14 protein-coding genes are annotated in these 14,879 nt (G+C 38.2%); 6 read left to right on the top strand and 8 right to left on the bottom strand.

What is annotated here, in order from left to right:
• Positions 1-24: 24 nt before the first annotated feature.
• Positions 25-798, bottom strand: coding sequence for an imidazole glycerol phosphate synthase subunit HisF (gene hisF, locus VB694_RS18675; protein ID WP_323361835.1), 774 nt, complete (start codon positions 796-798; stop codon positions 25-27).
• A 232-nt stretch (positions 799-1,030) separates the two neighbouring features.
• On the opposite strand from hisF, the gene ruvB reads away from it, so the two are divergent.
• Positions 1,031-2,146, top strand: coding sequence for a Holliday junction branch migration DNA helicase RuvB (gene ruvB, locus VB694_RS18670; RefSeq protein WP_323361834.1), 1,116 nt, complete (start codon positions 1,031-1,033; stop codon positions 2,144-2,146).
• A 93-nt stretch (positions 2,147-2,239) separates the two neighbouring features.
• Here ruvB and VB694_RS18665 read toward each other — a convergent pair whose 3' ends face one another.
• On the bottom strand, positions 2,240-2,803 hold the full coding sequence (locus VB694_RS18665) for a Uma2 family endonuclease (RefSeq protein WP_323361833.1): 564 nt from the start codon (positions 2,801-2,803) through the stop codon (positions 2,240-2,242).
• Between the two features lie 113 nt (positions 2,804-2,916).
• On the opposite strand from VB694_RS18665, the gene VB694_RS18660 reads away from it, so the two are divergent.
• The gene (locus tag VB694_RS18660; protein ID WP_323361832.1) at positions 2,917-3,717 is read left to right on the top strand and encodes a tetratricopeptide repeat protein; all 801 of its coding nucleotides are present in this window, start codon (positions 2,917-2,919) and stop codon (positions 3,715-3,717) included.
• 19 nt (positions 3,718-3,736) lie between these two features.
• On the opposite strand, the gene VB694_RS18655 is transcribed toward VB694_RS18660, so the two are convergent.
• A complete protein-coding gene (locus VB694_RS18655) occupies positions 3,737-4,270 on the bottom strand; it encodes a dihydrofolate reductase (RefSeq protein WP_323361831.1) in 534 nt (177 codons plus the stop codon).
• Positions 4,271-4,437: 167 nt separating this feature from the next.
• On the opposite strand from VB694_RS18655, the gene VB694_RS18650 reads away from it, so the two are divergent.
• Positions 4,438-5,715 (top strand): glycosyltransferase, encoded by a 1,278-nt coding sequence (locus VB694_RS18650; RefSeq protein WP_323361830.1) that lies wholly within the window; start codon positions 4,438-4,440, stop codon positions 5,713-5,715.
• A 15-nt stretch (positions 5,716-5,730) separates the two neighbouring features.
• Here the strand turns inward: VB694_RS18650 and VB694_RS18645 are convergent, their stop codons facing one another.
• The 3 genes from VB694_RS18645 to VB694_RS18635 all read right to left on the bottom strand — a co-directional run bounded on the left by VB694_RS18645 (position 5,731) and on the right by VB694_RS18635 (position 9,139).
• On the bottom strand, positions 5,731-6,864 hold the full coding sequence (locus tag VB694_RS18645; RefSeq protein ID WP_323361829.1) for a sulfotransferase: 1,134 nt from the start codon (positions 6,862-6,864) through the stop codon (positions 5,731-5,733).
• Between the two features lie 22 nt (positions 6,865-6,886).
• On the bottom strand, positions 6,887-8,278 hold the full coding sequence (locus tag VB694_RS18640) for a cytochrome P450 (protein ID WP_323361828.1): 1,392 nt from the start codon (positions 8,276-8,278) through the stop codon (positions 6,887-6,889).
• A 72-nt stretch (positions 8,279-8,350) separates the two neighbouring features.
• Positions 8,351-9,139: a TIGR01548 family HAD-type hydrolase gene (locus tag VB694_RS18635; protein ID WP_323361827.1), complete on the bottom strand. Its 789-nt coding sequence runs from the start codon at positions 9,137-9,139 to the stop codon at positions 8,351-8,353.
• Positions 9,140-9,660: 521 nt separating this feature from the next.
• On the opposite strand from VB694_RS18635, the gene VB694_RS18630 reads away from it, so the two are divergent.
• The gene (locus VB694_RS18630) at positions 9,661-10,242 is read left to right on the top strand and encodes a hypothetical protein (RefSeq protein WP_323361826.1); all 582 of its coding nucleotides are present in this window, start codon (positions 9,661-9,663) and stop codon (positions 10,240-10,242) included.
• A 260-nt stretch (positions 10,243-10,502) separates the two neighbouring features.
• Here the strand turns inward: VB694_RS18630 and VB694_RS18625 are convergent, their stop codons facing one another.
• Positions 10,503-11,315 carry a nuclear transport factor 2 family protein gene (locus VB694_RS18625; protein ID WP_323361825.1) on the bottom strand — a complete coding sequence of 271 codons (813 nt, stop codon included), beginning with the start codon at positions 11,313-11,315 and terminating at the stop codon, positions 10,503-10,505.
• A gap of 228 nt (positions 11,316-11,543) precedes the next feature.
• On the opposite strand from VB694_RS18625, the gene murG reads away from it, so the two are divergent.
• Entirely contained in the window at positions 11,544-12,617 is a 1,074-nt protein-coding gene (gene murG, locus VB694_RS18620) for an undecaprenyldiphospho-muramoylpentapeptide beta-N-acetylglucosaminyltransferase (RefSeq protein ID WP_323361824.1), read from the top strand.
• A gap of 108 nt (positions 12,618-12,725) precedes the next feature.
• Entirely contained in the window at positions 12,726-13,052 is a 327-nt protein-coding gene (locus VB694_RS18615; RefSeq protein WP_323361878.1) for a 30S ribosomal protein PSRP-3, read from the top strand.
• Positions 13,053-13,101: 49 nt separating this feature from the next.
• Here the strand turns inward: VB694_RS18615 and VB694_RS18610 are convergent, their stop codons facing one another.
• The gene (locus VB694_RS18610) at positions 13,102-14,856 is read right to left on the bottom strand and encodes a serine/threonine-protein kinase (RefSeq protein ID WP_323361823.1); all 1,755 of its coding nucleotides are present in this window, start codon (positions 14,854-14,856) and stop codon (positions 13,102-13,104) included.
• Between the last annotated feature and the right edge of the window lie 23 nt (positions 14,857-14,879).

Raw genomic sequence — 14,879 nt, 5'->3', positions numbered from 1 at the left:
TGTGCTTGGTGACTGGAGTTGGGATCAATAAGAGAGACGGACTGGGACTGCTCTTTCCTGCAAATAATTTTTAATTTGCGCTACGCTTAACTGTCCAAAATGTAGTAAAGAAGCTAATAATGCAGCTTCGGCTTGGCCATCGGTTAAAGCTTCGTGAATGTGTTCACAATTTCCTGCACCACCAGATGCGATTACAGGAACTTCGACAGCTTGGGCGATCGCTCGCGTTAACTCTATGTCATAACCAGCTTGAGTGCCATCTGCATCCATACTTGTTACCAACAATTCACCAGCCCCTCTTTTTTCAACTTCTTGCGCCCACAGTAAAGCATCTTTACCAGTATTTTCCCTACCACCACGGACGTAAACATCCCAACCAGGATTATTGGGGTCAATTCTACGTCTGGCATCAATAGCCACAACGATGCACTGATTACCAAAGCGATCGCTCGCTTGATTGATTAAATCTGGGTTACGGACGGCCGCAGAATTAATACTAACCTTATCAGCCCCGGCTCGTAACAAACCTTTAACATTTTCTAAGGTTTGAATTCCTCCCCCCACAGTCAGCGGAATAAAGACCTGTTCAGCAGTCCGGTAAACCACATCAATAATCGTGTCCCGGTCTTCATGAGTCGCCGTAATATCCAGAAACACTAACTCATCCGCACCGGCTTCGTTATAAACCTTGGCTAGTTCTACTGGATCACCAGCATCCTTGAGGTCTACAAAGTTAATTCCTTTAACAACTCTGCCCGCCTTGACATCCAAGCAAGGTAAAATTCTTTTAGATAACATAGTGATTTCTCTATTTTTGGTAATTGCTAGGAATTTAAATTGTAAAGGCAATTGGGAAATTAGGTGATAGGGAACAGGTGACAGGTGACAGGTGACAGGTGACAGTGAATAGATAATAGATTATTCTCCCCATCACCCCACCCAGTCCTCAGTCCCCAGTCCCCAGTCCCCAATCCCTAGTCCCCAATCCCCAATCCCCAGTCCCCAGTCCCTAAGTTAAGATAGCTGAATTATGGCGATATACTCCTCAAAAAAACAGTCTCCAGAACCCAACGGACAAGCAAAACAGCACAGAGAGTCATCTAAAGCACCTTCTGAGTCAGTACCTACAGAGGAAAATATACTGCAACCGGAAGCAGCTATTGATGAAGAAGGTAAGCAAGAAGAGAGTATTAGACCCCAGCGATTTGCAGATTACATCGGGCAGAAAGATTTAAAGGATGTGCTAGATATTGCCATTAAAGCTGCTAAGTCTAGGGCTGAAGTGATGGATCACTTGCTGCTGTATGGTCCGCCTGGGTTGGGAAAAACCACAATGGCGATGATTTTAGCTTCGGAAATGGGGGTAAATTATAAAATTACTAGCGCCCCAGCTTTGGAAAGACCAAGAGATATTGTGGGGATATTGGTAAATCTTAAACCCGGTGATGTGCTGTTTATTGATGAAATTCATCGGCTTTCACGGATGACTGAGGAAATTCTCTATCCGGCGATGGAAGATTATCGCTTAGATATAACTGTCGGTAAGGGTTCTAGTGCCAGAATCAGAAGTATACCTTTGGTGAAGTTTACCTTGGTGGGAGCGACAACCCGTGTCGGTGCGTTAACTTCACCTTTGCGCGATCGCTTTGGGTTAATTCAAAAACTGCGATTTTATGAAGTTGACGAACTTACTAAAATTGTCCTCCGTACTGCTGAATTATTACAAACTCCTGTTAACCCAGATGGAGCGACAGAAATCGCCAAACGTTCACGGGGAACACCCAGAATCGCAAATAGATTACTAAAACGAGTACGTGATTATGCTGAGGTGAAATCCCATGCTGAAATTAATCAAACGGTAGCAGCGGAAGCATTACAACTATTCCAAGTCGATCCTTGCGGTTTGGATTGGACGGATAGAAAAATGTTGAGTGTAATCATTGAAAACTTTAATGGTGGTCCAGTGGGTTTAGAAACTCTGGCCGCAGCGACGGGAGAAGATACCCAAACCATTGAAGAAGTATATGAACCGTATTTAATGCAAATTGGTTATTTAAGCCGGACACCACGGGGTAGAGTAGCGACAAAATCAGCTTATCAACACATGGGTTTTAAACCACCTAATGAGCAGTTATCGTTGTTATAGGCGGACTAAGATCCCCGATTTCTAACATCAATTGATAATTTATGGACACAATCAATAAAAGAAGTCGGGGATCTAAAATTAGGGGATCTAAAATTAAATTAATTCTGCTTCCACAAACAACTGTCTCACTGTTAACTCAAAACCAGGTAACAAACTATCAATCATTAATATATCATCAGTATAAACTCGACTTTGAACAGCAGAGAAAAATACCCTAATAGACCTTGCTTCTGGTTCAATTACCCAAACTCGTGCAACTCCTGCTGCAAAATAATCCTTGGCTTTATCAATAAATTCCTCCATAGTTTGACCAGGAGAAATAATTTCAATTACCAATTCTGGAGGAACAGGACAAGCTTCATTATATTGCCAAGTTTTGGGTAAAAGTTGATAGGAAATATAAGTTAAATCGGGAACTGGACACCAATCTTTACCTTTACGTCTTAAAATAATTGCCCATTCAGGAACAACTCTACCTTTCCCTTTACACCATATACTCAAGAGAATTAAGAGAGTTTTTTGTAAAGCTGAGTGAAAATATTTGGGTGACACCTTGGGTACTGCATAACCATCGACAAACTCATAGTTTACATCTTGCGTTGAGAGTTGGAGAAATTCTGTTAAAGTAAGTTTTTTATCTGTGGTTGCTTTCACCATCACAATTTCCCCTAATTGCCTATTATTGATTATTTTATAAGAACTTGGAAAATCTTCCCTGTTAGCTGTTCTCTGCTATATCATTAATTTTGTTGCATATCACAGAGAGTTAAATGATTAAATTAATCTGTATTTTCTTAAGTCTACTACTAGTGTTTGGCTTTTGTACACCAGCGATCGCACAAACCCAAACCATTACCCCAGAAGAGTTACAATTAGGGGATGAGTTAGCAACTAAAGCTTTTGCAGCTACTAATAAAGGTGATTTTGTCACAGCAGAAGCTTATTGGACCCAGATTATTGAAAAGTTTCCCACTAATGCAGGTGCGTGGAGTAATCGGGGTAATTCTCGTGTGAGTCAGAATAAATTGCCAGCAGCATTAACAGATTATAACAAAGCTGTCGAATTAGCACCTAATGTCACAGACCCTTATTTAAATCGGGGGACAGCGTTAGAAGGATTGGGAAGATGGGAAGATGCGATCGCTGATTATAATCATGTATTAGAATTAGATCCTAATGATGCGATGGCCTACAACAACCTGGGTAATGCTAAAACAGGTTTAGGAAAATGGGAAGAAGCGATTTTAGATTATCAAAAAGCTACAGAAATTGCTCCCAATTTCGCTTTCGCTCGTGCTAATTATGCCCTAGCTTTGTATGAAACTAATCAAACAGATAAAGCCATTCGGGAAATGCGGAATATAGTCCGTAAATATCCCCAATTTGCTGATATGCGTGCTGCTTTAACCGCTGCTTATTGGGTAGGAGGTAACAAAGGAGAAGCTGAAAGCAACTGGGTAGCAGCTTACGGACTTGATACTCGTTATAAAGATATGAATTGGGTAACAAATATTCGGCGTTGGCCTCCTAGTATGGTTGCAGCATTGGATAAATTTTTGAAATTAAAATAAAGAAATTTCCCAAAATACATTATTCAATGATTGTAGGTGGCGTTACCTGATTAACGCACCTTTCAATTTCCACAAACTTAAACTTAAAGCCATTTTCTTGCAACTGCTTTTCTTTAATTACTCTGCCAAAATTGGCAAACTCAGGAAAGTATATATCGCCGACAAAATCACCTTCAACAATAGTTAAATAAAGCTTATTGGCAAATTTGATAGACTCAGTATAAATTTCTCCGCCACCAGCAATAAATATTTCCTCAGTTTCACTCATTTCTGTCCATTTAATTGCCTGGGATAGTGAATGAAAAACAAGACAACCGGGGGCTTGATAATCAAGATTTCTAGTAACGATTATATTTGTACGATTTGGTAAGGGTGTATTAAAAGTAGAATAAGTTTTACGACCCATAATTACAGGATGTCGCCAAGTAATTTCTTGAAAATGACGTACATCACTGGGAATATTCCAAGGAATACCTACATGAATATGTTCTTTTGTGGAATCGGCTAAAATCCGATTTTCGGAAATGGCGGCTACCAGGCTAATTAAAGGCATAATTGATACTATCCTGATTCTTGAAGAAGAGAAGTTTAAGGTTTTTGAGAGTTAAACATAAGTTTTTAAAATTAGAGTAAGCACTTTTAAACGAAAATACCTATGCTTTAAATCTATGGGGCAGTTTTCTGGTATACATCTATTGTAATTAACCAGAAAATAATAATATGACTCATTATGGCTTAATGTGTCCAGCATCTACTGGTCACTGGAACACAATGCTACCTCTAGGAAAAGAATTACAACAGCGTGGCCATCGTGTGACCTTAATTGGTGTTCTGGATGCTCAACCCAAAGCACAAGCAGCAGGTTTAGAATTTCAAATCATTGGTGAATCTGAATTTCCCCAGGGGTCAGCAAAAGCATCTTTTGATAAATTAGGAGAGTTGAGCGGACAGGAAGCACTAAAATATACCATTAACCTATTAACACAAGGTACTATTGTTAACCTTAAATATGCACCAACAGCTATCAAAGAAGCAGGTATACAAGCATTATTAATAGATCAAGTTACGTCAGAAGGAGGAACAATTGCAGATGTTTCTGGACTGCCTTTTATTACTATTTGCAGTGCTGTTGTATTAAATCGAGAAACTAGTGTTCCTCCCTTCATGACAAATTGGTTTTATAACCCAGCTTGGTGGGTAAAACTGCGGAACAAATTAGGTTATCAATTATTAAATCGTCTAACTCAACCTATCACAAAAGTTGTAGATGATTACCGGTTAGAGAAAAATTTACCTGTATTCTCTAGTCCAAATCAACGCTATTCTCAACTAGCTCAAATCAGTCAACAACCTGCTGAATTTGAATTTCCTCGGACAAAATTACCTGAGTGTTTTCATTTCACAGGACCATATCACAGTCCAATTGGTAGAGAAGTTGCTGATTTTCCTTTTGATAAATTAACAGGACAACCTTTAATTTATGCTTCAATGGGAACTTTACAAAATCGGTTATTACCAGTTTTTCAAAAAATTGCCGCAGCTTGTCAAGATTTGGATGCACAACTTGTAATTTCTTTGGGTGGTTCGGCTGATCCTGAAGTTCTGCAAGGACTACCAGGAAATCCTTTAGTAGTTCGTTATGCACCACAATTACAACTATTAGAAAAAGCTGCTTTAACTATTACCCATGCAGGACTTAATACCACATTGGAATGTTTAACCAATGGTGTACCAATGGTGGCAATTCCCGTTGCTAATGATCAACCAGGAGTAGCTTCTCGGATAGTTTGGTCTGGGTGTGGTGAAGCTATTCCTGTGAAGAAAGTTAATGTTGATAATTTGCAGGTTGCTATTAACAAGGTGTTAACAGAAGATAGTTACAGAAAGAATGCTCTCAGGTTACAAGCAGCAATTCAGAAAGCAGGGGGAGTAAAGCGAGCAATTGATATTGTGGAACAGGCTGTTTCTACTGGTAAGCCTGTTTTAGCTCTGAAATAGTCCTCATAACTTTGATCAGCAGAATTTCAAAGTATTAGGAACTATGAAATCTGCTGTTTTAATTGTTGGATGTTTATCTAATAGAGCATTAATTTTTTCCTGTATTTCTAAAATATCTGGGATGTTACTCTCATTTTCACGAGTGTTTTCTCTAGAGAAGTTAGAACCACTTTGAGAATCTTTTTGTAATGCTAAACAGGCATTAGAAGCTTCAGATTCTGGTAGACCACAATAATTAAAAATAGATGTGACAACCTGTTTTGAATCTTCTGTTAAGTCCTCATAGCGTAGAGCAGATATAGGTATACCTGCTTGATAAAGTAAGAGGTAGCGATGTATCACAGATAGCCACATAATTGTGTAGAAATCAATTGCCTTAGAATCCTTAAAATCTATATAGTTGGCATACTCCTTAAGTAATGGGACAAATTGACTATACAGTTCTACATTTTGTTCAATTATCGGTAGTATTTTACTGAAATAGACAAAAGCACGCATAGATGATTTCACTACATCTTCAGCATTACGATACATAAAAATTAGTTTTGCTTCAGGACAGATGCGATGTATCAAATCTGCTACCTCAATGCCAAAACTCCGCAACTTGATTGCACAGAATGACTCTTTTACGTTTACAGTTGATTTGGCTAAAAGACAAATACAACTTCTGAGTAGTTCTTCAATTCCACTCTCATTACTACCATCAGGACTTCTAAAACCTACAATTTGAGAAAATACATCTGGTTCTGATAAACTTAGAACAGTATCTACTTGATTAAATACTTTACTTAGCAAAGTAGAGCCACATCGCCCTACAGAGTAAATCATGATAATCTGCCCAATTGAATCTTGGATATCTTGTGCTAGTTGGTGAAATTCTTCGTAAGGAACTGCAATTAGCCTTTGAGCATATTCATATTGAGCTAGGTAAAGAAAAGGAGGCTCATAAATATCAATATCCAAAGGTGTTTCTACAAAAATTGCTTGTTTATTTTTGTGGTCTAGACAATATAAGCTAATATTTGGATTCTCAAGAATAGTTTTTGAGTCAATAGTCTCCCCTAGCTCATAACTAAAATCCTGGAGGTTTGCAAATAGACTAGCAGGGGTTCTATTTTTGCTTTGAATGTGAAGAATTTTTGCACTCATTTTAATGACTTTATACAAGTTTTTAACCTAAACTAGAGCGAGTATTGAGAGTCGGCTGTTTTTCCTGTCTTCTCCCCGTCGCTACCATCCGTAAACTATCCGGTGGTGATAACAACAAACCCCGACGTACTGGCTGTACTGGTTGATTGTCAATTAATGCTAACTGCCATCGAGACAGCACCTTTGCCAAAATCAGTTTCATCTCAAATTGAGCAAATGCCATGCCAATACAACGACGGTTGCCACCTCCAAAGGGCAAATATTCATAGGGTGAAAATTGACGTTCTAAAAAACGCTCTGGCTTGAACTTTTTAGACTCAGGATATAAATCTTCTCGATGATGAGTGAGATAAATACAGGGAGAAAGTATTGTACCAGGCTCAAACTGATAATCTAATACCTGTAACGGTGATTTAACCATTCTGGGAAACGCAAACATAGTTACTGGGCAAATCCGCAGCGTTTCTTTGTAGACAGCATCTAAATATGGTAATCGGAGGATAGTATTGACATCAGCTTTATCATCAAGAGAATCAAGTTCTTCTAGCAGTTGCTTATATACTTTTGGCTCATGGTGAATCCAATATAATGCCCATGACAAAGAAGTTGCTGTAGTTTCGTGACCTGCTATTAAAAGAGTAATTAACTCATCTCGCAATTCTACATTTGTCATTGACTCACCAGCCTCATCACGAGATGCCATCATTAAAGAGAGGATATCTGTGCGTGATGGGTCAGGTTTTTGACGGCGTTCCTCAATTTCAGCGTAGATTAGTTTGTCAATCTGCCGTTCATTTTCCACCAAGCGTCCCCAAGGACTCAATGGACCTAAATCTTTTTGCAGTACGGGAAATAGAAGTAAAATTGCCCTAAAAATAGATTTTGTCCCTTCCAACCTTGTAGAGAGAAGTCTACTTAGTTGTTCGTAACGAGGTCCATTCTCAAGACCAAATACGGCTTTCAAAATCACCTGAAAGGTAATTCCCTGCATGGAAGAACGGACTAAAAATGGTTTATTAATTGTCCATTTGCTCGTAACTTCTTCAGCTATTTTTTCAATTAGCTGGCCATAAGCCAGCATCCTTTCTCCATGAAAGGGTGGTGTTAAAAGTTTGCGTTGTCGCTTATGACGCTCTCCAGAAAGGGCAATCAGTGATTGTTGTCCCAAAAAAGGCGGTTTTACTCCAGCTACCTCACCAGAATCCAAATATTTGGCATCAGCAGTAAAAATCTGCTGAATCCCGTGGGGATTGCTAATTAATACTTGAGTTTTACTTCCTACACCAATTGGGAGAGAAAAAATGTCACCATATTCTTGAGCATAAGTTTCCAGAAGTTCCACAGGGTGAGTAATCCATTTAATCTTCTGGAATAAGGATAGATGGGGTTTTTCAGGCACTTTAAAAACAGACATCTTTAAATTTATCTCCCCATAATTGGAGTTAATTGATTTACATTGAGAATCTGAGAATACTAATTGAGTTTATCACCTTTCCCACTCCTGAATTTTTCCTGGTGTTAATTCCTGTACATTATTAAATACTATCTTTGCACCTGCTTTCATCAGTGTTGCAGCATAAGCATCCCTTCTTACTGCTGTTTCCTGTACGTGAGGTGGTAAAACTCCCACCCCTACCCAAGTGCGAGAATTATCTAAAATCTTGGCTTTTTCGACAGTGTGCATATCTGCTACTGTATCACCAACATATATCACCGTTTGTTTTTTATCACTGCCATTTTCTAATAACTTAATAGTAGCAAAAAGCCCCGTAGGATCAGGTTTACCGGGTGCATCTTCCATAGCAATTAAAACCGGAGATTTTAAACCCAAGCGTTTTTCTAAGATGTATGTAGCAGAACCACGAGTAGCACCGCTAAAAAATCCCCAACTAATATCTGCTTGTGTGAGTTCTTCTAAATAACTCGGTTGTAATAATAAAGGTTCATTGCAAATATATCCATTCCAGTTTTCTGGGTCTGTACCTCGGTAACGAGACTGAAAATAATTGACTATATGTTCATAATTTAATTGCAGTTGTTCCCTGGTATTTCCTTGGCTAACAAAGTGGCGGTAAATTAATTCCTGTGAACCTTCCCAATCATTATTCCAAATTCCCTCAGATTTGAGATTATCAATATCTATATCTGTAGGACGATAAGCCTGATTAGTAAAATGCTCTACAGTATCTGCTAAGGCGCGACGATAAGAACCACCAACATCACGAATTACACCATCAATATCAAAAACGATAATTGTATTTGTTTGTTTGGTCATGGAAGTAATTAATGTTTTCTAGGGTTTAGTTGTGATTAACTATCAATTTTAATTGATCAGACCTGATAGAGAAAAAAATTTCTGTTTCCCCGTAAGAATTCAGGTGAGGCGATAAGATCCCCGATTCACCAGATCAATTTATCATTTATGGAGATAATAAATAAAATAAGTCGGGGATCGATGTATCAACAAGTGCTAAAGCTAAATACTTACGTTTACCCTGGGGTTTCGCTTTAGTCCTTATGGTTATTCTTTTACCGACTAGAAGGTGATCTTTGCTGGACAGTAAAAAGACACCTAGCTACAAATTTTAGCCGGGCAATTAGGATGGTATGATATGGGGATCGCTATTTTTGATCTTCCTATAGTGAGAGGAGAGGGTAAAAAATTTATGTTCTAAGTCTCATCTGTCTAAGTACAACAACATCAGTATTCTTGTTAAGACTAGACATAGGGGGTCTTACCCCTGGTATCATACTTATACAGGAATAAAAATTACACAATTACAGAGGTGCATCACTATGCTTAGGAGTAACACTAAGAAACCATTAACCTATTACCCTCAGAAACCATTAACCTATTACCCTCAGAAACCATTAACCTATTACCCTCAGAAACAATTTAGCTATTACCCTCAGAAACAATTCAGCTATTACCATTTAATTGCTTCATTTGTCATAGGACTGGTAGGAGGATACGCGATCAATAACTTTTATCAAAATCATCATTACCAAAGTTTAGTTGACTCACCATCTCTAGCTCAAGCAAAGACGGCTACTGCTGTGAAGCTTGCTGCTCCTACCATCAAAATAGACAAGCAAAAAGCTTTCAATTCTGTCTGGAATTTGCCACAAGTACAACGCAAAGCCAAAGAAATAGAAAACCTTTCTCAAGGAGATATACGTGTTGCAGCAGTTGTAGAGAGTTTGCCTACTGCTAAAGCACCTTTTTATATAGTCAGAGTGTTTGAGAATCACCCAGATAAAACTACTAGTCCAGTTTATTGGTTGAGAGTTTCCAGTTCTAGTGGTATCATTGAGCCTTTAGATTTAGTCCAGAACAAATACATAGCTCTTGAAAAATGGAATCCTGATGGACGGTGATAGTTCAATTTTTGCAGTGTATTAAATAGCTGTTTTCATACTCTCTACTCCTTGCATTTTTTCATTTGTAGACCACTGTAATAAAAAACAAATTTTGAGAAAAAAATATTTGAATAGGCTTGATACTGGTTGCTAAAATCAGTAAATGGGGCCGGGTGAAGGTCAAAAGTGCGAGAATTTTCCTTTGCTGTTTAACAACAATTTGAGAAATAATTGCGACTGATGGAAAATTGCCTTTTCCCCAATCCCCCATATCAGTCCTACTTTTTCACGACTTGTAGACGCTGAGTAATCATTGTCATCCCATCATTATGAAGAATCACCGCCGAAATCCATTGTTGTCCGGGACTAGATGGTGCAAGTCCGATTTTAAACAGTCCACCAGCATTTAGTAATTCTAAATTTACTGGTGTAGGGTTGAGATATTTGCTTGGTTGGATAGTTTCTTCCATAGCACTTCCCAACAAGAAATTATTACCCAATGGTTCTTGGACAATGGCATCAAAGTTATATTTCTGACCAACTTTTACCTGTTGTGGTAATTTAATTTCCACTTGAGGTGGTTTGTTGCCAGAAGTAAGTTGGGTGCGTTCTGATAAAATATCTTGACGCATGATTTTTGTACCTGCTATGCGCTGGCGGGAGATAATCGTAGCATTGAGAGCTAGATTATTGCTGTTAGAAGAAGGTAAACCAGTGATGGTGGTGACTGTTTCAGCGATAATGTTGTTGCCTTCTGATTTCCAACTTTGCAACCTTGTGTTGTATCTTAGTTGAGGATACCTTTGCCAAAAAGACTTCAAAGCTTGTTCCATCGTTTGGCGGTTTAATCCATCACCATGGGTAAAATTGGGGCTGTAAAACTGCATTACGCCTTTAACGTCTCCTCGATTGGAGGCTGTGTCAATTTGTGTGATCAGGTTTTTCAGTGCGGGAGGGGCATTTTCTGGTTTAGCAGCTTGAACAAATTGTCCCGTGCTGGTTAAATTTAGTGTCATTAGGAATGACATCAGGGAAATACTGAGAGTTAATGTTTTGGTGTTTTTCATTAATAAAGCAATAATATTGGTCATTGCTAATAGTTTACTGATTTGCTCACGAAAGGTCAGGAATTTGTGGATAAATAAAGGCATTAAGTCCAAAATTAGGCGATACCTTGATTTTAATGGATCGGTTGGAATTAGTACCGATAGCTTTATCCAGGCGATCAAAATTGTTGCACTTGATCTAATTCGGATGACTCCGAGTAAACTAATTGCATGACTATAATATGTCGATGGTTTTAGGAACTAGAGCTTTCAATGCCAAATGCACGGTTAAAATTACTAATAGCTGCTAGTGGGACTGGTGGACATTTGTTTCCAGCGATCGCATTGGCAGATAAATTACCAGAATATGAAATTCAATGGCTTGGTGTCCCTAATAGACTAGAAACTCAGCTTGTCCCCAGCCAATATCCTTTGAATATCATTGATGTGGAAGGTTTTCAACAAGGTTTTAGTCTTTCCTCTGTCAGAATCTTATTTAAGCTCATTGGTGCAATTTTCCAGGTGAGACGCATTCTCAAACAAGGCAATTTCCAAGGATTATTGACTACGGGTGGTTATATTGCCGGTCCTGCGGTGATTGCGGCTCGTTCTCTGGGTTTACCGATTGTTTTCCATGAATCTAATGCTTTACCTGGTAAGGTAACACGTTTTTTTGGACCCTGGTGCAGTGCGGTAGCTGTGGGATTTGATGTGGCTGCTAAGTATTTACCCCGTGCTAAAACTGTCTGTGTGGGTACTCCTGTGCGATCGCAATTTTTAGAGCCAGAAATTGATCATGGTCTAGATATACCTATTCCTGATGGTGCGCCTTTAATTGTGGTTTTTGGCGGTAGTCAAGGTGCTGTGGCAGTTAATCAGTTGGTGCGTCGTTCTGCTCCAGCTTGGTTTGATGCTGGTGCTTATATAGTACATTTAACAGGTGATCGAGATCCAGACGCGGATAGTCTCCAACATCCTCAGTACATATCATTACCATTTTACGATAATATGGCTGCTTTGTTACGACGAGCTAATTTAGCTATTAGTCGCTCTGGTGCTGGCAGTTTAACAGAGTTGGCTGTGTGTGGTACACCAGCAATTTTGATTCCTTATCCCTTTGCAGCAGAAGATCATCAGTCTTATAATGCAGCAGTGTTTAGTGATGTTGGTGCAGCATTGAATTTTAAACAATCAGAGTTGACACCGGAAATATTGCAAAATCAAGTTTTAGCATTGTTGCAATCTCCCGCAGATTTAGCCAAAATGGGAGAGAAGGCTAAGGCGATCGCTGTTCCTGATAGTGCTGATCAGTTAGCTGCTTTAGTACGGGAAATATTGGTAAGTTAGTAAATTAGTTGCCAAAAATCATTTATCATCCATCATCTATCAAGAATATTCATTGGTCAATTTAGCAGATATTAAGTTATAATAAGGGGTCGCAAACCCCAGTAAGTAATAACCGGATTTGTCCCGGAGGTACGATTGACGAAATTTATCTTAAAAATTCTCTGGTTAGATGAAAACGTGGCCTTAGCAGTCGATCAAGTTGTCGGTAAAGGCACAAGCCCATTAACTAAATACTTTTTCTGGCCTCGTAATGATGCTTGGGAAGAACTCAAAAAAGAGTTAGAATCCAAACATTGGATTACTGATGTTGATCGCGTCGAGTTGCTGAATAAGGCAACAGAAGTTATTAACTATTGGCAAGAAGAAGGCAGAAATCGCCCGATGGCAGAAGCGCAGTTGAAGTTTCCTGAAGTGGCCTTCACAGGTAGCGCCTGATTGTTTTAGTTTGATGATTGGGTAATTGGTGATTGGTAATTGGTAATTATTAATTACTACCCAATTCCCAATTATTCCACAGTTTGATGGTTTTGTCTCTGCTACCAGTGGCAATTATTTGTGAATTAGGACTAATGACAACTGTAGATACTGAGTCAAAATGACCTGAGAGAGTTGCTATTTCTGATTTTTTACTGACATTCCAAAGTTTGACTGTTTTATCCCAACTGCAACTAATTAGAGTTTGACTATCGGCTGTAAAAGCTAATCCTACCACTGACCAGGAATGCCCTAAAAGTGTGCTGATTAATTCACCAGTGTCAATGTCCCATAATTTGATGGTGTTATCATCGCTACCCGTTGCTAAAATTTGTCCGTTGGCACTACAAGCGACTGCTAAAACTGCCCTAGTATGATCTAAAAGAGTCGCTAACAAGTGATATTGGCAGTTTGGTGATTTTTGATCTAATTGTAATTTCCATAGGCGCACAGTGCGATCGCAACTGGCACTGGCTAATATATCATTTTTAGCACTAAAAGCAACTGCATTTATTTGTAATTGATGTCCTGTTAAAGTACAAATTTCTGCACCTGTATTTACATCCCAAATTTTAATAGTTTTATCCCAACTTCCACTAGCAAGAATATTACCTTCATAGTTAAAAGCAACTGATTTTACAGCGTGTAAATGTCCTTTTAAAGTTATGATTTCTTGCCATGTATGCACATTCCATAATTTGATAGTTTTATCATCACTAGCACTTGCTAAAATTTGTCCATTAGGGCTAAAAGCTACTGATTTTACAGCTTGTTTATGGGCTGATATATTAGTTATTAATCTTTGAGTGTGTACATCCCAGATTTTAATATTTTTACTATCATCGCCACTGGCTAAAATTTGGCTGTTTGGTGTAAATGCTAAGGTGTTGATTTGGCTATCAAGATTATGTTTAATAGTAAGATTTTTGGAAACGCTGATGGACGCAGATAAACGCGGATGAGGATTTTTGATTCCTAATGTAGTGATGATTTCTGATGTTGATTTCCAGCGTGTTTGTAAATCATGATTGATTAATTTATTGAGAGTATACGCTAGATGTTCACTGACTGGTTGAGTTAAATAATCTTGCCAAACCCAGTTATTATTAGCAACATCAAATAAATTAAAGGGGGGAATTTGTGTGAGTAGATAAATGCAAGTTACTCCTAAACTATAAAGATCACTACTAAAGGTGGGTTTTCCTTGTAATTGTTCTGGGGCACTATATTCAGGACTACCAATTATTTTTTGTTCTCTGGAATTATTAGCTGTTTTTAATATTTGAGTAGAGGCAAAATTTACCAAAGCTAACTTCACTAAATTATCTGATGTTTCCGAAAAAATAGATTCTCTAATAATCAGATTTTCAGGTTTTAAATGACAGTGAATAATTTGCTGTCTGTGAATAAAATCAAGAACAGGTAATACACTTTTCAATATTTGCCAAATTTGCGGTTCTTGAAAAACACCGTTTTTAGCTAAAATCGTATTTAGACTGTCACCGGGAATAAATTCATAGACTAAATAATCAGCTTTATCTTCCTGAAAAAATGCTAATAAATTGGGAATTTGTGGATGATGATTTAATTTTTGTAATCTTTCAACTTTGTCAATAAATGCTGTGGATTTTTGCTGACTTTGAATAAACTTATGCACAATACAAGAAACTGGGGGAAATAGATTTTCATCAACAGCCAGAAAAGTCTGATATTCCCCCCCATCACCAATTAACTTAACTAACCGATAGCGTTCTTGTATTAGCAAAACTTCCTCAAAACTAACTTTCT

Source organism: Anabaena sp. UHCC 0451 (assembly GCF_034931405.1).
Classification (GTDB): domain Bacteria; phylum Cyanobacteriota; class Cyanobacteriia; order Cyanobacteriales; family Nostocaceae; genus RDYJ01.
Note: the sequence above shows the minus strand (reverse complement) of the source record. Positions and strands in the feature narration are given on the sequence as shown.

What these genes read in the sequence shown, in the direction of transcription:
- murG (WP_323361824.1), top strand. Translation starts at nt 11,544, where the DNA reads ATGCCAAATGCACGGTTAAAATTACTAATAGCTGCTAGTGGGACTGGT.
- ruvB (WP_323361834.1), top strand. Translation starts at nt 1,031, where the DNA reads ATGGCGATATACTCCTCAAAAAAACAGTCTCCAGAACCCAACGGACAA.
- VB694_RS18635 (WP_323361827.1), bottom strand. Translation starts at nt 9,139, where the DNA reads ATGACCAAACAAACAAATACAATTATCGTTTTTGATATTGATGGTGTA.
- VB694_RS18640 (WP_323361828.1), bottom strand. Translation starts at nt 8,278, where the DNA reads ATGTCTGTTTTTAAAGTGCCTGAAAAACCCCATCTATCCTTATTCCAG.
- VB694_RS18655 (WP_323361831.1), bottom strand. Translation starts at nt 4,270, where the DNA reads ATGCCTTTAATTAGCCTGGTAGCCGCCATTTCCGAAAATCGGATTTTA.
- VB694_RS18665 (WP_323361833.1), bottom strand. Translation starts at nt 2,803, where the DNA reads ATGGTGAAAGCAACCACAGATAAAAAACTTACTTTAACAGAATTTCTC.
- hisF (WP_323361835.1), bottom strand. Translation starts at nt 798, where the DNA reads ATGTTATCTAAAAGAATTTTACCTTGCTTGGATGTCAAGGCGGGCAGA.
- VB694_RS18645 (WP_323361829.1), bottom strand. Translation starts at nt 6,864, where the DNA reads ATGAGTGCAAAAATTCTTCACATTCAAAGCAAAAATAGAACCCCTGCT.
- VB694_RS18630 (WP_323361826.1), top strand. Translation starts at nt 9,661, where the DNA reads ATGCTTAGGAGTAACACTAAGAAACCATTAACCTATTACCCTCAGAAA.
- VB694_RS18650 (WP_323361830.1), top strand. Translation starts at nt 4,438, where the DNA reads ATGACTCATTATGGCTTAATGTGTCCAGCATCTACTGGTCACTGGAAC.
- VB694_RS18660 (WP_323361832.1), top strand. Translation starts at nt 2,917, where the DNA reads ATGATTAAATTAATCTGTATTTTCTTAAGTCTACTACTAGTGTTTGGC.
- VB694_RS18625 (WP_323361825.1), bottom strand. Translation starts at nt 11,315, where the DNA reads ATGACCAATATTATTGCTTTATTAATGAAAAACACCAAAACATTAACT.